The 19,872-nt window shown below is 37.6% G+C and carries 12 protein-coding genes and 1 tRNA gene; 4 read left to right on the top strand and 9 right to left on the bottom strand.

The genetic code is table 11. The features are described 5' to 3' along the window. The first annotated feature begins 7 nt into the window (after nt 1–7). Nucleotides 8–1,267 carry a hypothetical protein gene (locus GYA49_02415; protein ID NMC35877.1) on the top strand — a complete coding sequence of 420 codons (1,260 nt, stop codon included), beginning with the start codon at nt 8–10 and terminating at the stop codon, nt 1,265–1,267. Nucleotides 1,268–1,327: 60 nt separating this feature from the next. Here the strand turns inward: GYA49_02415 and GYA49_02420 are convergent, their stop codons facing one another. Both GYA49_02420 and GYA49_02425 read right to left on the bottom strand, forming a co-directional pair. After that, a complete protein-coding gene (locus GYA49_02420; GenBank protein NMC35878.1) occupies nt 1,328–6,685 on the bottom strand; it encodes a hypothetical protein in 5,358 nt (1,785 codons plus the stop codon). Between the two features lie 3 nt (nt 6,686–6,688). Further along, nucleotides 6,689–7,099 carry a hypothetical protein gene (locus GYA49_02425; protein ID NMC35879.1) on the bottom strand — a complete coding sequence of 137 codons (411 nt, stop codon included), beginning with the start codon at nt 7,097–7,099 and terminating at the stop codon, nt 6,689–6,691. 225 nt (nt 7,100–7,324) lie between these two features. Here GYA49_02425 and GYA49_02430 point away from each other — a divergent pair, with 225 nt between their 5' ends. The 3 genes from GYA49_02430 to GYA49_02440 all read left to right on the top strand — a co-directional run bounded on the left by GYA49_02430 (nt 7,325) and on the right by GYA49_02440 (nt 11,680). Then, a complete protein-coding gene (locus tag GYA49_02430; GenBank protein ID NMC35880.1) occupies nt 7,325–7,891 on the top strand; it encodes a hypothetical protein in 567 nt (188 codons plus the stop codon). 1,501 nt (nt 7,892–9,392) lie between these two features. Beyond that, entirely contained in the window at nt 9,393–10,673 is a 1,281-nt protein-coding gene (locus tag GYA49_02435) for a M23 family metallopeptidase (protein ID NMC35881.1), read from the top strand. Next, entirely contained in the window at nt 10,670–11,680 is a 1,011-nt protein-coding gene (locus GYA49_02440) for a hypothetical protein (GenBank protein NMC35882.1), read from the top strand. The genes GYA49_02435 and GYA49_02440 overlap by 4 nt, the downstream gene beginning before the upstream one ends. Here the strand turns inward: GYA49_02440 and GYA49_02445 are convergent. The 7 genes from GYA49_02445 to GYA49_02475 all read right to left on the bottom strand — a co-directional run bounded on the left by GYA49_02445 (nt 11,681) and on the right by GYA49_02475 (nt 19,867). Beyond that, nucleotides 11,681–11,752 (bottom strand) — tRNA-Ile (locus tag GYA49_02445). A 66-nt stretch (nt 11,753–11,818) separates the two neighbouring features. Beyond that, nucleotides 11,819–14,149: a type IV secretion system DNA-binding domain-containing protein gene (locus tag GYA49_02450; protein ID NMC35883.1), complete on the bottom strand. Its 2,331-nt coding sequence runs from the start codon at nt 14,147–14,149 to the stop codon at nt 11,819–11,821. A gap of 84 nt (nt 14,150–14,233) precedes the next feature. Next, complete coding sequence (locus GYA49_02455; protein ID NMC35884.1) at nt 14,234–14,839, bottom strand: hypothetical protein; 606 nt, start codon at nt 14,837–14,839, stop codon at nt 14,234–14,236. Between the two features lie 12 nt (nt 14,840–14,851). Next, nucleotides 14,852–15,424, bottom strand: coding sequence for a cob(I)yrinic acid a,c-diamide adenosyltransferase (locus GYA49_02460; protein ID NMC35885.1), 573 nt, complete (start codon nt 15,422–15,424; stop codon nt 14,852–14,854). A gap of 12 nt (nt 15,425–15,436) precedes the next feature. Then, the gene (gene maf, locus GYA49_02465) at nt 15,437–16,105 is read right to left on the bottom strand and encodes a septum formation protein Maf (protein NMC35886.1); all 669 of its coding nucleotides are present in this window, start codon (nt 16,103–16,105) and stop codon (nt 15,437–15,439) included. Beyond that, a complete protein-coding gene (locus GYA49_02470) occupies nt 16,102–17,565 on the bottom strand; it encodes a glycosyltransferase family 39 protein (GenBank protein NMC35887.1) in 1,464 nt (487 codons plus the stop codon). Before GYA49_02470 ends, maf begins: the two co-directional genes overlap by 4 nt. Before the next feature lie 10 nt (nt 17,566–17,575). Beyond that, entirely contained in the window at nt 17,576–19,867 is a 2,292-nt protein-coding gene (locus GYA49_02475; GenBank protein NMC35888.1) for an adenosylcobalamin-dependent ribonucleoside-diphosphate reductase, read from the bottom strand. Nucleotides 19,868–19,872 lie beyond the last annotated feature (5 nt).

Raw genomic sequence — 19,872 nt, forward strand, 5'->3', positions numbered from 1 at the left:
TACCGCATTGTCATTTGCCATTGAGCAGTCTCCAACAATTACTCAAGAAAAAATACGTATCCCTCCTGAATTGATCATTGGCTTATTTCCAAGATTTTCTTCTGATCAACTACTAACACAAGATCGGCGTGACCCATTTTTAACTCCAGAGCTTGTAGCTTATTTTAATCAAAGTCGCAATCAATTTGTGATAGAGCAAGATATTGGTCAAACCAGTTTAGAACAGGAAGCACAGCTGGTGGCTCAGTTACGAGAACATGTTTTAGGTCAACCATTACTTACCAAGTGTACGATCTGTTTTCGAGATAACCAGCTTTTTTTTAATAACCATGCTGAATCTTTTGTTCACCAAACACTCACCAGCATTCATCCAAATAGTATTTTCAAAAGAATAGAGCCGTACTGGCTACGAAAATTTGGCTATATCCCTACTAGTCAACAATTGGAATTCGTTACTAGCAATCCTGATATATTCAGAAGCTTAATATCTGATGATGTATATTATCAAACTAAACTAGGGCTTGAATGGGCTGAGTTTACCGGTATTTTAAGACTACAGCAACAGTTGGCCACTATTGGAGATGGTCAACGGATTGTTGAGTTTAGTCCTGGCTCAGCCAAACTAAGACCTACTCCAATTATTCATCATTGGGTCCGAATATATGAAAAACAAGGAGAACAAATTATAGCAACCTATGTTCGCAGTGATGTTTCCGATGAGGAATTTATCAAAGCATATGTTCAATTTGCTCAACCAAATCCCATATATACAACGGTTCAGGATATTGTCAGTCACCCGATTGTAACTACTGCTAATCCTGAACAAATCTTAGCAGCTCTTCATATCAATCAAGACTCCCAATTTTTAGAGCTGTATGATCGGGCCTTGGCTGACCTTAAAGTTCAAACTACCTTACGGACAACATTAGAATTGATGAAGCAAAAAGTTGGCCTTCCTCAGATTATTAGCTCCAAAGCTCAGCTTGAACAAGAAGTACTTAAAACCTTTAATAAATTATTCAGACAATACCTTGAAGAGCATGGCTCTTCTACAACCGAACTAAAGAATAATTTTATTAAGAGTGCTTTAAAATTTTTAGGTCGTGGTGGTGGCTGTGGTCTGGCTGGGCTCTTAGAATCATTTGTGCCTGGTTTCCCTTGTCCTCGCTGTGGGGGTTGGATTAAAATGGGCAGTGGCGATGCTTGCCCTAGCTGCGGCTATACTAAAAATGAACACGCAGCAGTTAGTGGGGAGAGGTGCGGGTAATTGTTTTTAAATTAGATTTTAAATGAGATAGCTCTAGCTTTTAATATAAAAATGTTTTTTTTAACTTTTTTCATTCTTATAGTCTATTAAATCTCTTTTTAATTTTTCAATGTCTGTAATTTTTACTTCTCTAACTAACATATTATCAGAGTTTCTTCTTTCAATAACTGTAAAATTTATTCCTAGAAAATTATTCAATATTCTTTTAACAATTGGAGAGTCGGGTGTATAACCATACACTCCTATAATAGCATTAATATCATCTTCTAAATGTTCAATACTAAGAGAATCTACATCTTCTGACAAAAGATTTTCAGTAGCTAACCAATTAATATCTCTAATATTATCCCTCGATGCAAAATCACTCCATTGATGTACAATGGCAGAATTGCGTCTTCTTCTATCTCGATCTGGATCGGCACCATTATAAGAAGTATAGTAACTCAAACCTCTTCTTGGATTTGTTATTATCGAAGCTCCTCCAATATATCCTATAGGATAAGTTTTATTTGTGAGTGTTCCATCTGCTTTTTTTCTAGCCTCTTTGATCATATTGCCTAATTCTACATCCTGAGCCACATCTGTTTCGGTATTATAACCACCCACAGCAGCATAAATAGAAGATTTTATGGCAAAATTAGCACCAGAAGAACCAACTATTTTTCTCTGTTTATCATGTCTGGCTACAGCTTCAAGAAATTGATAAAAACGATTAGCAACATGAAAACCGGGGTATTTGATATAAGCTTCTGGATTCCATTCAATTTTTCCAAGAGCTCCATCTTGATGTTTTTTAGATGGGTTGTCAAAATTATTAATAATTGAACTAACATAGCTCCTAGAAATAAGTTCTGCATCCGCATCATTTGCAACTAATAGGAGATCATTATTTAATGGGTTATCCCGTTTTTGCGAACGTAATAATGCCATGTCTGATACATATTTAGAAATAACCCCCATATTAGGCCTTTTTTCTGGAAATATTTTCTCGATTACTCTAATTTTTACCTCTGGATGATCTCTTTTGAATCTTTCTACTTCATCCTTAGTTTTGTCTGGAGTAGAACTTGACGGTCTATTTAAAAATAATATTATTTCAAAATCATTAGGATTTAATTCATCCCCAGCTAGATCTGTTTGATCTGCATATTGAAGAAGAGTATTATATATGTTTTCCCCTTCTTGATGCGAGGCTGCAGCAATACAAATAGCCACTCTACACGAATTACTCATTGGTTCATTTATTGCCGAATCCATATTATTAAGCTCTTCCAGATAACTTCTTTCTTGTTGTCTAAAATACCATCCTATTTCTTGGTTGGGATTCAGGATAATTTCTGGATTCCTACTTAACCTAGGAGAACGTCTTGATTTATAAAAATCCTTTCTTTCTTGACTAACTTCATAACCTTGATAATAAATTAACAAGTCTTTTCTCAGCAAATCTTCTAGTGGATATCTCCATTCTAATGGTGTCGGGATAAGTGGAGCAGATTCAAAAGGTGGAGTTAGTTCAAATGCAGTTGGCAGTTTGGCTTCCAAATTAAATACTTCTTGAACTGCTGATTCACCATGAGGTATCGCAGTCAAAATGGTTTCACCTGGAGTTTCTGCTGTAGTTCTGATAGTTTCCAATCCCTTACCAACTACGGTTGATAAAATTGTTCTCCTCCCATCAGCTTGACGGTGGGCAATTTCCAAAAAAGCTGCTTCTAAAGAAACTTTATTATCAACTACTTTAATAAGTTGACTTAGATCTGTTCCGGGAGGAACTATAAGATGGCCATCTGGAGACATTTGAGCTACTATCACTTCTTTGGCTCCTTTAAATGGAGTAAATAAAACTTCAAAATTTTGATAGATTCGACTCCCATCAGGCTTGGTGATAATATCCCCAGCCAATCGCGCGTATTCTGGATCAATTGAGCTATCCCAATTTAGTCCTCCTTCGGGTACTAAATTAGATACCATTTTGGACATATCCACCTCTGCTGAACCATCTTTAAGAGCATGAAAGTAGGTTAAGAGTTCTTTACCATCTGCTCCAACCAATTTTCCTGCTTCGTTATAGTGCATTGGAGTATTATTGAAATGCCATAATAATTTTTTAGCTTTATCAATAGTTTGTCCAAGTCCTCTAAAATGGTCTAAAACTGGAGCATCTTTACTTACAATCTGACCTGATCCCGGAGTTTGATCCAAGTGAGTAGTAAAATCAACTCGATCTAATACCTGATGGGCTTGTCCAAGATCAATACCTGGATTATCTTTTGGCAAAAAAGTAAGGGATCCATCACCAGCAATAGTCCCATGAAGAGAAATCCGTGGACCGTGCCAAGCTGTTCCTGGTTGAATAATAACATCATGACCATTAACGGTCATAGTTAGCCCTGCTTTCATTCCTTCTGCTGAACCAAAAGTTTTAGTACCTCCAGCTGTAACTACTTCTTTGACTTTTTCTAAAAGCGATGGAGTATTTACAGTAGTTTTTTCAATCACTCCTACTCCAAAACCACGATTTTTCAAAATATCATGAAGAGAAGAAAGCTTTGATTGATCTCCAGTAAACTGCAGGGATTCACCTGTTAGTTTACTTACGCCAATATTATCACCACTGTAGGCATCGGCTACAAAAACCTGCTGCCCATGGTTGAGATCAAGATTGAGCCGTAAACCTTCATGTTCAAAAACCGTAGACTGACCCTGAGCCGCAGCTTCCCGAACTTGTTCTTGAAGTGAATGAGAGACTGTTTCAGTTTTACCCCAACTACCAATAATATCTTTGACGGAGACCGGTAAATTTTCTGGATTACCGGAAATGATCAGCTTGCCATTTGGTTGTGAAAATATTTTTGGTAAACCAGTCAAAGGTTGATTGGTAGTAGTATCAACTAAAGTGAGTGAGTGATCAGGGTTTATCAGTGCTTTGACATGTTCACCAAAGTTCATTTCTCCACCACTACCACTTTGTTGATATAACTCAGCTAAACTAGCAATATTAGGTCCTTGGGGCCGATCACCAATATGTAACCAGCTTTCTACTGCCGTTTGACCTGTTCCACCAAGATGAATACCAGCACTATCCAAACCTCTAGCAGCTAAAGCAATTCCCTCCTGAGAGAGAATACCACCAACTAAAGCTGTAGCTCCTCCAAATGCTCCAGCTTTAACCGCTTGCCCAAGTCGATAGCTATTGAAAGCTTTATCTTTTTCTTCCTTAGTTTCTGAATATCTTTGCATCAGTTCTTGTTCTGCTATATCCAGCTCTCTAGTAATTTGAGCTGTAGCTTCAGCTCTTTTTTGTTCAAGAGTTTTATTGGGATCGATATCTTGAGCTATACGCGCTTCAATCAATTGTTGTTTAGCTTCAACTACCACTTTAACCAGTTCAAGTCGCTGTGAAGCTGTTGAGTAGCGACCAACTTCTGGAGTATTAGTATCAAAAGAAATTAAATCAGTTTTAGTTTCAATGCCAAAGTTGATCCTGGCATTAATTTCAGCAGCTTTTTTAAGCAGAGCCTCTCGATGTTCTTGCTCACTTAAATCTTGACTAATTAAAGCATCCATTTGACCTAATAAGCCTTTAGCAGTAACCCGAACCTTATCCTCATCAAGCATATTACTAAATTCATTAAGCCTATCTCTTCGAGGAGTAGGTGTGTCTCCAGGGTAAAATCCAGCTGCGCTTTCTAGTTCTTGCATTTCTCTGTCGTTTTTAAGATCGGTCCAACGCCGTAATCCAGCAAACACTGCTCCAGTTGTAGCTCCTATAGCCAGTCCAATTCCAGGTACTTTAGCTGCCAAACCTGAAGCGCTACTACCTGCTCTTAATACTGAACGCACCCCACCACTAGCTAATCCTGATATAACTCCAATTGCTAAAGGATTAGCTAGCCAACCTCTAAATTTACCTGACTTAGTCCAATTCATGTAGCGTTCAATTTTACTAAAGTCAGCATCAGTACTTGTTGCCATAAAAGCTCGACCAAATTGAATAGTCAACATATCATCAAGTCGACCTAAAACATCATGACCAGCTTCTTGCCATCCCTTGACTTCCTCAGCTATGTCTTTAATATTGGCCGCTATAAAATCAGAGTTTTTAACATAATCAGGAATATCATCTATAGCTTTAATACTTTCAACTAGTTCTTCAACTTTTTGATCAAGTTCTTCAGGTCTAATGTTTCCTTGAGCATATTCAGAAATCAAGCCTTGTATACCTTGTTGGACTTCATTACTTAGATTAACTTCTGCCGTTTCTCCAGAAAAAGTTTTTACCTCATCTCTTCCTATCATCCCAAATCGTTCTAATGTAGACCGAGACTGAGTTTCAGCCAACCTTTTACCTTGATTAATTTCTCTAGCTGCCCCAGTCACATCATCAAGTTCTAAAAATTGATGGCCAGCTGTAATTTGAGCTGCCATTAATTCTTGAGTTTTTTTAGTTACAAAATAACGCTCAAATAATTTGAATCTGATATTGGGTATTGATTTAAGAGCAGCTAAAGGCATTTCATACCACTTTTTAGCTCTTTCGCCCCGCATTTTGTTATGTGTCCAGCGTAGCGCTGCTTCATAAGCTTGGCGTTTAGCATCATGACTGGTATCAACCAGAGACACTACTAATTTTTCCGGAGGAACAACTGGTTCAGTTACTGTTGGTGGAACTGGAATGGTTACGGCAGCAGAATCATCTTCATCTCCATTTTCTTCTGGTTCATCTGAATCTCTGCTCGACTCAGGTGGCTCTACAACAATGGGAGATTCTGGATCTGGGTTATCAGATCTAACTGGTCTTGGTTCAGTTGGAGGATACACCATCCAACGGGAAAGTAAAATTTTATGAGCTTCTATTTTACTTGGACCAGTAAAATTACCATCTAAACCTCTTTCTACTACTCCCATAGGATCATTAAGTTCCTCCATTTCTTCCAGTTCTTTGACTGCCCGTGCTTCAATTAAGCTATGTTGCCATGCTTCAGGTAAACTTCCATAACTTTTAAGTTGTTTTTTACCACCACTTGTTAAAGTTCGATAAATCGTATGTAGCCATTCCAATCTTTCTGGGTTTGGAGTTGCTTTTATCGACTCTCTTTGAATTTCGTTTAAAGTAGTTAATAAAATTTGAGTAACTTGAATTCCTTCGTTATATCGCTTTTTTCTACCATCATTAGTTTGAACTTCAATCCGCACACCACTAGTTCTTCTTTGTTTAAGCTGCTCACCTCTTTTTTTATTCAATGCTATTTCATATTTAACTTCACTAGTCTGTTCACTTGTTGGTAGCTCTTCCAATAATTGTCTACCTTTCTCCAACGCCCAAAAGACTTCTTCTCTTGTAGGCTGATACTCTTGATTACTTTCAACAGCTCGATTGATTTCAGCATGCTGGTTAGGAGATAAGATTTCAACCATATCTTAGTTTGCTGAAGAATTTTGTGACATAGACTGAGGCTCAGATTTTGTTTCTTGGATATCACTTAAAAAGAAATTGCGAAAATCCATAAAACTCTGGGCAAATACCTCTTTAGCATTGGGGATTTTTTCAGTGATAAACTGTTCCATTTCCTGTTTACCTTTACCGGATTGAACTAGTTCAATAAATTGATCAACTTGCTCTGGCTGCATGTTTTCGATAGCATCAGCTATGATTTTTTTCTCAAGTCTGGCATATAAATCTCCAATCATGGCAGCTTTAAGATCATCAGTCAAAACCATACCCGCATCCTCGAGTAATTGATTAAGAAAAGCCTCAATATCTGATGGGATTTGTTCTACAGGTGAACTAGCTTGGGTATGACTAGTATTTTGATCGTTAGTATCATTCATAAAAAGCCTCCTTTATACTAGAATAGTATAAAGATAAAAATAAAGTCAATGACTTCTGTTATCAAAATTATTTCCAGTATATTGCAAAACATTGGTTTGATATCAATGTATTGGTTAGTGTTTTTATGTCTTATACAACTATTACTTTTATATCTACTCACAAGATATTATTTAGGAAGTTTATACCGATTTTTTTTATTAATTACTAAGTCATCGAATTGGGCTATGAGGTTTTCAGCTGTTTTTTTATTACCAGGTACTGTTATCCACGAACTATCTCACTATTTAGTAGCAGAAATTCTTCAAGTTCGTACAGGAAACATTAATTTATATCCTGCTAAAAATGAGGAGGGTAAATTACGCCTTGGCAGTGTAGCTATTGCTCAAACCGATCCATTTCGGAAAATTTTAATTGGTACTGCGCCATTATGGACAGGCTTGGGTATAATAGCTGCTCTAATATATATCATTGTAGATAAAATACCGCCACTTTTTTTCTTGATTCTGATTTTCACTGCTATTTTTTTAATTGCTAGTACTATGTTCTCTTCCAAAAAAGATCTGACCGATATGTTTGTCCCTACTTTTTTACTTTTTATTATTTGGCTGTTTTTATACCTGACTAAAACTGCTTTACCTGAAGCAGTTATCACTTTTTTTTCTCATATACTCATTAGCCTCAACTTAGGCTTATTGGTTACGCTTGCCATTTATCTTATATTTTTATGTTTGCTTTATATGGCAACTCGTTTATTCAGTCTGATTTTAAAAAGAAAAATTATTACCAAATAAATCACATGCAAATGACTACCTCTACTTCTCTTGATACAATAAGTCTATGGTAGACTCTTCTCCACAATTGCAATTACGTGATCAGGCTCAAGCTCGAGCTTTAATTACCCTACTACTCTCTGATCAGAAAGAACCTTTTACTATCAATACTCAGCCGTATTCTAGACAGCAATGCTTAGAGGCTTTGCAGGCATATTTAACATCAACCTTAGAAAGACAATGGACTATAGATCAACTTGATAATGCCACTGAACTTTCAAAGATTGAAGCCGAATTAGAGGCTTCTTATGAAGAAGAAATTGAAGCTCCAAGTCTGCCTCAAAATTTACAAGAATTGATTCATTTTCAAAAAGAAGCAGCTGAACGCAGACAAACTTTGGCAGCCCATAAAGATCTTGACTTAGCTCACATCTCAGTTAAACAAAATGTGGCTTTAGCTCAAAAATATCGAGAACTACTCGAAAAAGCTAAAGCTTTTAGTCAGGATTCCAGTAATTTAAAAACTGAGGTTGAAACACAAACGATTCAAGAGCGATTGGGCCGTCAATCAGAAATTGGTAAAGAACTACAAGACAGTTCACTTGCCTATGGTACGCAAATTGCCTTAGAAGAAATCGGTGAACAACTAGTTCGATCAACTGATCCAAAGCAAGCCACCATAAATGATCAAGCTGTAAGTTCCAAAATAGCCCTAGATCCTAGAATGGGAACACAAGCAACTAATCCGGTTTTGTATCAAGAAATACGCAAAACTATTAATCGGCTCAATGAAAACCCTCAACAAAAAAAGCAATTTAGAGATGCCTATATACTTCATAAAGCGGCTCTAGCTGCTACCACCCCAACCTATACTCAGCTTATCGATGTGTTTGAAGGCGAGGGCCATATGTCAAGAGCTCAAGCTCGACATGCTATGAGTTATTTTACGACTCTAATTGAAAGTGGTGTGGTCTATAATCAAGCTTTTTTTGAAGCCGGTGAGAGAGCCAGTTCTGGTTTTCAAAGACTAGTTTCGCAAAAATATTACCGTAACCCTAGTTTATACAGCCATCTCTTTAGAGGTTTAGAGCAATATCAGCAATACCGCCCAGGCGTACGTAACAATCAAGGTATTATCAATTCTCAAACTGAGCTAACTAGTCAAGTTGGCAAAGGTGAAAGTACTATCACTTTAGATCAGCTCACAGAAATGATTAATAGGGGATTAGCTCCAGGAGAAGAAGTTTCTCCCACCCAAGTTTTAGTCCATTTTATGGGTGGCCAAGATGTATTTTATGCAAGTAGTCAAACATTGATTGACAGCCTAGATTCTAATGAAGAACAAAAGAAGCTTCGTTCTTTCTTATTAGATCAGCAAACTGACTTTACCAATAGTTCTCATAGAATTAGCCAATCAATTACTCATCAAGGTGGTTTTATATCTCAATTTTCTTCCAGTTTCAAACCGGTCGAACGCCATCAATTTTCGGCTTTTTCACTACTCACTGTTACTGCTTCCAGTATGGCTACAACTGGTTTTGCTTTTGCTACCCACACTGATACCAGCAGTTTTAATCTTTTTAGAAATACTAATAATTTTTTAAACAACTCTTTATCTGGTAGATTAGTCAACTATGGCATGGGTAAGGTAGGTGAATGGGCTCTTGGAGCCGCAGCTTCCACTGGTCTTAAAAAAACTTTTGGTAAGTTAGCAGTTGGTGGCTTAACTAAATTGGCAGGAGCTTTGGGAGTTAATATCATACCAGTTGTTGGTCAAGCTGTGTCCGCAGTCATGCTAGCCAAACAAATAGTCGACATTGCCGAACAGCTTCCGGTTGTAGGAAAGGCAGTAGGTTTCGGAAAGAGATTTTGGTGGGTCTTACCTGCAACTTTACTAGCTGGATTAATTGCTCTTATTGCTAAATTACTCAACTTAATTCTTTCTATTGCTGGGACTGTTGGACCTCCAATGCTTATTTTAGGATTAGCAACTGCTAATCCTCTTTTAATAATTCCTGGTCTTGCTTTGACTGTGATTGGTCACTGGCCTACTATTAGTAAGTTTTTTAGTAATCTTTTTCAGGGTGCTAATAATCTTGGTACTAAGGTTTTAAATCTCTTTGGGGCAGGGGCTTCTGAAGCTGCTAGTGGCGGCATGTTCCCTGCTTTTGTTCATGCCCCGCTTATAGCTGTGGGGGCAGTTGGTATAACCACAACTTTTTTGTATATCAACCTTATTTCAGCATTTCGATTACCTCCATTTGATACATTACAAGATGTCTATAATAAAATTGATAATTTAACCCAGTTTGAGCCAGGTATGCCTGAATGTTGGCCAGTTAGCGGGTATGTCACCCAAGGTATGAATACTGGAGATAGCCATACTGGAGTGGTGCTTAATTCTATCGATATTGGCGGTAACGATGGAGCAGATGTTCACGCAACTCACAATGGAGTAGTAGTAGAAGCCGGATGGAATAGTACTGGCTATGGAAAACTGGTTCGGATTGAGGGTACAACTGGAGGACTTCCTTTTACAACCTATTATGCTCATCTTGAAACTATCACTGTAAACGAAGGAGCTACAGTTAAAAAAGGCCAAGTTATCGGCACAGTTGATAGTACCGGTAATTCTGAAGGCCCACATTTACATTATGAATTGCGAGGTTTGGGTTCAATAGCGGATACTATTTTACTGTCCGGATGCATCGATGAAGCAAGTGCTGATAGAATTGAAAACGGAAAGTGTATTGGCCAAGCAAGCTGTAATTTTACTATTAGTCAAATTGTCCAACCAGAATGAAAAAAAAATATATCTTTATACTTATAATAGCTCTTGTAATTATAGTTATTGTTGGGATTATATTAGCTTGGCAAAAACAAACTAATCAAATTGCAGTTAATACCCTTCCTAAACCTTCAGTTAAACCTACTACCACTCAACTTAATCTTACATATCAATATGTAGGTGAACTGCCAACATTTAACAAGCAAATTACAATTTACAGTACTGGGAAAGACGAAGCATTTTCATCACAGGAAATTCAGGAATATGGTCAAAAATTTGGTTTTACCAACAGTTCAAAGCAGTTACAAGATATTTCTGGTATTGTGTATTCTTTCAAACAAAATGATTTGTCATTGAGCATATTTTCAAACCCACCTTCATTATCATACCGTAATTTTACTTCTCCAGGTTCAAACAAGCTTAGTCAAAAAGATTTGGTTGCTAAAGCCCAGGAGTTCTTGGATACCGCTCAAATAATAGGTAAACAGGTTATGTTAAGCACTCCCTATTTACAACCAATTGCTGGTAGTCAAACTGGAGAAGGTCTTTTAAAAACAACGATGGATCAAGCTAGTTATGTAGAAATAAACTATAATTTAGTTCTTGATAAGCTGCCAATTATCCCTAAAGACCGTCAAAGTTATCCAATTACATTGCTACTCAATTTGGATGGAAGTATTCGCAAGGCTAGTCTAACAATTTTTACTAAAGAACTTTCTTCTCTTGGTAAAGTCACACCTGCAGAACCAGCAGCTGCCCTTCAGGCTATTAATGCTGGTGGTGGTTTACTAAGTAAATTTAGCAACCCCAACCAAGCTTATACTGAAATTGATAGCAATATGATTTCTACAGCTACTCTTAGGTCGTTGGAATTGGTTTATTTGTATGATTATGATACAAATACTCTCCAACCCTACTATCGTTTTTCCGGAACTGCAAATACCACAAGTGCTGAATTGATTGAAATTGAAGTGTTAATTACTGCCTTACCACAGGAGGTCTTTCAACAAGAAAACAATTAGTGGAATCGGAAGGACTCGAACCTTCAACCACCAAGGTATAAGCTTGGAGCTCTACCATTGAGCTACGATTCCAATTAGCAACAGGGGAATTATACCAAGGAAGTGGCTCTATTGTGAAATAGCACAGAAGTAAAGAGATTATAATCTGGCCCGCTGGGCAATTTCTGCTCCTACTAAATCCGCATCTTTACCATATTTAAGTCGGGATAACTGAGTAATCATTTCAGCTAGTTGTTTGTTGCGCATTTTATTGTAGACCTCCATATTTTTAGTTAGATCTAGAGTAAACGGAGGAACAGGCTCATTATTAACAATAGTTTTAATAATTAAATTGTATCGTTCAATATTGATAAGATCTGTTTCGGTAAAGGTAGGCTGAAATTCATGCTGGAGATAATTGGCATCAGTTACCCCAACTCGGAAAGAAGCAATCGTACCCACATTACCAAAAATAGCATTTTTTACCTCATCTTCTATTTGACCAATAAATTGATTAGCTACTACTAGGTTCAGATGGTATTTCCGAGCTTCAGATAAGATCTGGGCAAAGTCGGGGGTAGCAAAATTTTGAAACTCATCAACATAGAGATAAAAATCTGGCCGTTGTTCTTCAGGTACATCTTGCCTGCTCATCGCTGCGATCAGAATTTTTGGCACCAAAACCAAGCCTAAAAAATTAGAATTTTCTTCGCCGATCCGGCCTTTAGCTAAGTTGATAAGAAGGATTTTACGCTCATCCATGACCTTGCGAAAATCAAAAGCTGAATGGCTTTGGCCAATAATATTTCGCATCATTTTATCCGTCACGAAGCGGCCGAATTTAGAGGCAATGTAGTCTAAAACTTCAGATTTATGAAAGTCAGAGGTTTGGGCAATCTGGTCAGTCCAGTATCGCCTGACCATTGGATCTTTGACTTTGGGCAGCAGTTCTTGGACATATTTTGGATCGGTTAAAATACGCACTACTTCTACAAAAGAAGCTCCATCTTCTACCATGACAGTCAACATAGCATTACGGATAGCATGTTCAAATCGAGGCCCAATAATACCTGTTTTATGCGGGTCATAGAGTTTATACATTAGACCAATAATAGCTGAAGCAATAAAGTGTTGTTGTTGCTCAGTTTTAGCTTCCATAATGTTCATACCCAAAGGCCGATCTAAATCTGCAGGATTAAAGTAAATCACGTCTTCTGCTCGCTCCGGGGGAATCATTTCCAATAGCTTTTCAACTGTATCATGAGGGTCAATAAAACAAACTCCACGACCAGCTCTAATATCTTGCAAAATAAGATCAGTCAACATTTCTGATTTCCCAGTCCCAGTTTTTCCAATGATGTACATATGACGTTGTCTATCTATATCTTGAATATAGACTGGTCTTGAGCTACCCCGAGCTATATTTTTCCCAAGATAAGTGCCTGAACTAGCAATTCCGGCTGGAGCTGGCATCCGCTTAGCTGAAAGCCAATAGATGTGTGGAGTTTCTACGCTTTTGTTTGGTAAGTGGAAAAGGGTAGCTAATTCTTCTGAAGATAAAACTGATTTACCATCAAAAAGTGGCTGGTAGCGGTAAATAAAATCAATCATAAAAAAGTATTTAAATAAGTGCCATTTGGGAGTTCTTAAAGTATTTAAATCAGAAGCAAACTGTTTGAATGTCCCTACAATATTTTTTAAATGCATTTTAGCCCTAGGCATATCTGGAGCTGAAACCACAACTCTAATAGTGGTTTCAAAGCCAGGTTTAGAACACTTATTTTCAATAGCATCATAAGTCTTTGGATCAATATTGTACTTAGCTTTTTCTGGATCAGATTCATTCTTTTTGGTTCGCGATATATAACCTTTACCCATATGACTCCATTTCGGTCCAGTAGGTGCAATAATAATTTGTACAACTGCTCCTTCATCATCTCCCATCTTAGCCAACGCTGAAGTGATAGAAGACAATGGGTCTGTTGGTAAGTCTTTATAAACTTTAAGGGGATTGTAATTGCTTGATTTGAGATAAAGATTATCAAAAGCCACTTTACCTTTTTCTGTAAAAATATTATATTCATCTATTTCACGAATATCGGCTCCGGGATATGCTCCATAAAGCTGTTTTTCCACCAAGTCTTGCAAATGACTAGGCACGGCTACATAAAATTTAATCTCTTCTTTTTTGGCTACAATTTCAAAAGACAAATGGTCTTGGGCAGACAACCAGGCTTTAAAACCAATTTTAAAAATTGAATGCAATGAAGCAAACATTTGTTCAGCTGCGTCAATTTTGGTTTCATTTTCCCGAGGTACACGTATCTGTAATAAAACCATGTCCAATGATACTTCTTCTCTTTTTCTGAATTTTAAAAGTAGAATCAGCACATACCCTACTCCAGCTATGCCTCCAATTGCTAGTAAACCAATAATAAGTACTACTGCAAAATACTGAATTTGAGATAAGAAAGTTGCAAGATCTGCCATAACAAACTAATACCCAAGTTTTAGAATCATCATATTAGGTACTATTTTATAGTACCATTCTTGGTAAGAAAGAAGAATTGCTATTTATTCCTGCTTAAAAAATACTCGTCCCGGATAGAGCAAAATATTACGATGACACCACTCTGCCAACCACCGCACTGAATCAGCTACTTTATGATGAAAAGCTTTTTCTATTTCTTCTTCTGATACTGGTAAAGTAATATTGGGTTTAGAAATTTGAGTAGCTTGAACCAGCAAGTCTCCATATTCATCTTCCACCGGCTTTGGTAAAGTAATGGTTTGAGGATTGGGAGTAGGTTTGACAAATTCGGCTATTTCCCCACTCGGTTCAAAATCAGCTTGAACTTCCCGGATTGGAACCCGCTCTGGGCTAGGGGTGCCAACCTGTTCATCTTGACGTTCTTTGTCCCGGGTTTGTGTAATTTGATTGGTTGTATCATCTGAAGCATCATCAGAAAACTGGCTAGTTTGTTGGCCAAGTAATGATTGTAAGCTTGGTCGCACTTGAGTAGTGCTTTGCTTTTGTTGTGCTTGTTGTTGTATTGTATGAAGTTTGTCTTCTTCGCTTTGCTTAGTCTGGGCTTCTAGTGTGGCAATCTCATCCTGAAGTTGATGAGTAATTTGAACCACTTGTTGATCATCTGGAATTTGAGCAGTTGGATCATCCATACTTTTATGATATCAAAAATCTAAACCTTCTAAAGCTGGAATTCCCTGATCATAGGGATGTTTTACTTTTTTCATGTCTGTCACCAAATCAGCCAACGTAATAATATCTGAATGAGCATTGCGACCAGTGAGAACCAGGTGAGTTTTTTTTCGTAAGCCAATCAATTCTTTAACGCTTTTTAAGCTAATCAGCTTTTCATACAAAGCATTGTTAATCTCATCACAAATCAGCACGTCATATTTTTGCATCTTTAAAATTTCTTGAGCTTTTGTCAACGCTGCATCAGCCGCTAGTTTATGTTCTTCTTCACTAACCTTGTCAACAATGACAGCACCTGTTTTTAACCTTTTAGTTCTTAATTTTAAGTTCTTAGTTTTTAGATGAAAGCCCTTGCCCAATAAAAATACATCAATAGGTAAAAGTTTGACTATATTACTCTCACAAGTCTGCCAGGAAGCTTGTTTATACCAAGCTACCCAAGCAACTTTTAAGTTGGCACAACAGGCTCGTAAAGCTACCCCTAAAGCAGCTGAGGTTTTGCCTTTACCATCACCAGTAAAAATATATAGGAGACCTTGCTTCATATAAGATATGATTTAATCTTTATATCCAGTTTCTTGCAAAACTTTATCTTGCCAAGCTGATTGTAACACTACCCCAAACTGCTCAAGAAAATCAGCAGTCTTGGCAAGTGGCAAACCAACCACGCTAGTATAACTACCTTCAATAGTGTCAAAAAGTTCATCTTTCATATCCTGGATACTATATGAACCAGCATGGTCTAGTAAAAATTCTTGAGCCGACCACTTGTCAATAAATTTTTTAGAAAGATTTTTAAAGGTCATATGGCTCAACTCAAAATCAGTTCCAAAATGACTTGAAGTACTTTGTAACACGCATAAACCGGTATACACCTGATGAGTTTTACCGCTGAGAAATGATAAGGTTTGAGCAATTTCAGCTTTATCTTTTGGCTTGCCAATGATTTGCCAGGTCTCATTAATAACTGTAGCACTGGGTAAAACTTGACTGGTATCGGCAATAGCCACAATTGTATCAGCGGCAATAATAATAGAGTTAGGCACTTTTTCACCGCCAGCTTTAGCCTTAGCTAAGCTAAGTTTTACAACCAATTCTTCTGGGTTTCTAGCTAGTTTAGCAAAAGCAGTTTCATTGATTTGACTAGGTTTGATTTCAAAATCTTTTATGAGCCAAGATAGTAATTTTTGGCGGCGTTTTGAAGCTGAAGCTAAGATAATATTCATAATGTAAAGATATACATATAATCCTGATTTTTTAACTTAAGAGTTTTGATATATCGACTAGGCCAGTCAATTTGTTTTGCTAATGTGGCTAAAATCTGATCCGGTTTTTCCAAACTATTACTTATAACATAGATTGCATCTAAATGGTCATAGTCATTGGCAGGAGCAACTTGAGTGTTAGCTATATCAAAAAAATAACGGTACGGCAGGGCCATATATTCCCCATCTGGTTTTATAGAAATAAGGTTATATTTTTGACCACTACTTTGCATGTCAATTTCCCAAGCTAAATTTTTAAAATCCTGAATTTGCCAGGTCAGTGGTTTTAAAAAGTTGTAAGCTGGCCATTGTAAAAAGATAAAGCCTACTACTATTGACAAAACATATATAGATTTTACTTTTTTAAAGTAGCAATCAACTACCAAGCCAATTAGTAGAAACGGCAAAAAGTACATAAAGCTAAAGTAGTGTTGGGCAGTTTTCGGCAGCAAGCTCAAACCTAAAACTCCAAAGAGATAGTAAAAAACACTTAAATACCAAATTTTGGTTTTGGAAGACTTAGCTGCCAAAATAAGCAGGCCAGCCGAAACCAGGGAACTTAGCCAGTTAGTTTGGGTAAAGCCCAGCAGGCCAGCCAGGCTTTGGCTAAAAACTCGGAACAGGTGACCGGCAAAACCCTGCATACCCAAGCTAACCGTTGTCCCGGAAAATTGCAGCAGCAGCTGTATGTTCGGTAGACCGTTAATTAACTCAGAATAAATAAACGACGATAAAACGAGCAAAAAAAGACCTAAACTTTGCAAGCCTGGTTTGAGTAATTTATAAAGTTTTTTGTCCTTCTTAATAGCTAACCATAACACAACAGCTATAGCTGGAATTATAAAAATAGAACTATAATGCAGTTGTAAACAAATACCCAAAAGCAATCCTATCCAAGGCAAGACTTTGAAGTTTTTGTTTTGAAGAAGTTGCCATAGGCAGTAAAACAGTAGCAAAGCAAATAGTGGCAAAATATTGGGTTGCCAGGCAAAACGGGCATGATTTAGGATCGGTGCTGAAAAAGCATATAGACTTGTAATCAGCAAAGTGGTGGTTTTATTAAAAATTTTTTGGCTAAAAAAATATAAAAAACCAATTGTGACCAGGCTTAACACAATTGTAAAATAGGTCATTCCTAATGGATTAAAATTTGCTAACCAAAGAGCTGGTGCCATCAGGTAGTAGTAAAACGGACCAAGGTGGATATTTCCTAAAGAACTAGTTGGACCAAGTAAGGGGAAATGGCCTTGAAAAAGATACCAGATAGCATAGCTGTCCCTAGCTTCATCCAGGGCAAAATTTTGGGTGGCCGTAGGTATATAAAACCGTAGCGCTGCAGCAATCAAAAAAAGCAAGGAAAAGTAAGGATGATTTTTTACAAATTGAAAAATCCGACTATAAAAAGTGGCATGTTTCATCAAATTTTAGAAGCTACAAACTGCACTTACTAAATCCGCAATTCATACACATACTGCACCCTTCACTCATTTGTAGCACAGCTCCACACTCCGGGCAATTTTCAGAACTGGTAATATATTTTTTGTCTTCCTTTTTATTCCCTGAATTCTGCATACTCAATTCTATATACTGTTTTCCATTTTCCTTGATCCGCTGCCGCAAGGATTTAATTTTAACCTTACTTTGAATAATGGGTTCTTTAGCTTTCTTAACTTTTTTGCTTTTTTTAGTTTGTAAAACCTGAACACTTTTACTACCATCCCGATAAATCGTAATTCCTTTGCAACCCAATTTCCAAGCCTTAAGATAGGCCTGTTCTACATCTTCCAAAGGCGCATCATGAGGAAAGTTAATCGTTTTGGAAACGGCGTTGTCAGTCCAGCTTTGCCAAGCTGCTTGCATAGCAACATGATCTTCCCAAGACAAATCATGAGCGGTGACAAATATTTCTCTAAGCTTTTTTGGTAAGGTGTCAATATCTTGGCAGCTACCGCTTTTGGCTACTTCATCAATAATATCTTGTCGCTGCTCTTCGTCTGTAATTTTCTCTTCCAAAACTTTTTCAAAGTATGGGTTGACGTAGATAAGTCCTTGATCATCAACTACGTTTTTGACAAATGAAAGCGCAAAGGTTGGTTCAATCCCTGAAGAACACTCAGCCACCATAGAAATCGTGCCAGTTGGGGCAATAGTGGTAATCGCTACATTACGCTGGGCAATACCTCTTTGATCATAGCTACTTCCTGGATAGTTGGGGAAATTTCCTTTTTCTTTGGCTAGTAGTTCTGAAGCATGATGTGAGACTGAGTAGATAAACTTGGCAATTTTGGCAGCCAAATCATAAGCTTCCTGACTATTGTAAGCAATTTCCAGTTGATAGAGCATGTCAGCCCACCCCATCACTCCTAGACCAATCCGGCGGTTGGCTTTGGCCATAGCTTCAATTTGAGGAATTGGGTAGATAGAAATATCAACACCATTATCCAAAAAGCGCACTGCCAAACGCACTACTTCTTCTAAATGTTGCCAATCAACACTTAGTTGCGAAGTGTTTTGTTTGACAAATTTTGACAAATTAATAGAACCTAAATTACACACATCAAACGGATGCAGCGGTTGCTCACCACAAGGGTTGGTGGCAATCATAGGACCTAAAGTATCAAGCAAAGGATTATGTTTATTAATGGTATCTAAAAAGACTACGCCCGGATCGCCAGTTCGCCAGGCCAAAGTGACAATTTGGCTAAATAAAGCTCGGGCTGAAACAGTTTGCACCACCTCGCCAGTCCGGGGATTTACCAAATCAAAATCCTTATCTTTATCGACAGCAGTCATAAATGCATCTGAAACACCCACAGAAATATTGAAGTTATTAATTTCACTTTCTTCAGTTTTACAGGTGATAAAGTCAAAAATATCCGGATGGTCAACATTTAAAATTCCCATATTGGCCCCCTGCTTAAATCCACCCTGCATTACCTGCCTAGTTGCCGCATCAAAGACTTTCATAAAAGAAATTGGTCCAGTCGAATAGCCACCTGAAGAAATGACATAATCACCAGCTGGCCGCAACTTGGAAAAGTTAAAACCAGTCCCGCCGCCTTTTTGGTGCACCAAAGACATCCATTTGACTGCGTCAAAAATCGCTTCCATATCATCTTCAACCGGCAGGACAAAACAGTTAGCTAGTAGGCCTTTATTACCAGCTCCCCGGAAATAGCCACCGGCTGGTAAAAATTCAAATTGGCTGATAATTTCAAAAAATTTCTGTTCGTATTCTTTTTGTTTGTCATCTTTCTCATTGGCCGCAATAGCTTTAGCTACTCTCCTAAAAAGCTGCTTAGGGGTTTCAACAACTTTGCCTTCTTCATCATGACGCAAATAACGCCGCTCCAATACTTTGAGCTGGTTGAGGCTCATACCAATATCATCTTCAACTCCAATAACCGATTTGGCTTCTCTTTCTTCGGCATGTTCAGCTCGGTACAAAATGTAGGCTTTAGCAGTTTTGTAATGTCCGGCTGCCATCAAAACCTGTTCCACTACATCTTGCATGGTTTCCACAGTTGGCTCATTACCGTTGACCAGTTTAGTAAAAAGATCGACTGCAATCGGAGTTAGACGTTGGGCTTCATCTGCAATTTTTTTACTGGACTTAATTTCGCGACTACCAGTAAAGGCTTTAGTAATAGCCCTAGTAATTTTTTTAGGGTCAAAGTTAACTTTGCGGCCATCGCGTTTAATGATGTAACGGATTTTAGACATAAATT

The organism is Candidatus Beckwithbacteria bacterium (genome assembly GCA_012797845.1).
In the GTDB taxonomy this organism is placed as follows: Bacteria; Patescibacteriota; Microgenomatia; order UBA1400; family UBA1449; genus JAAZOH01.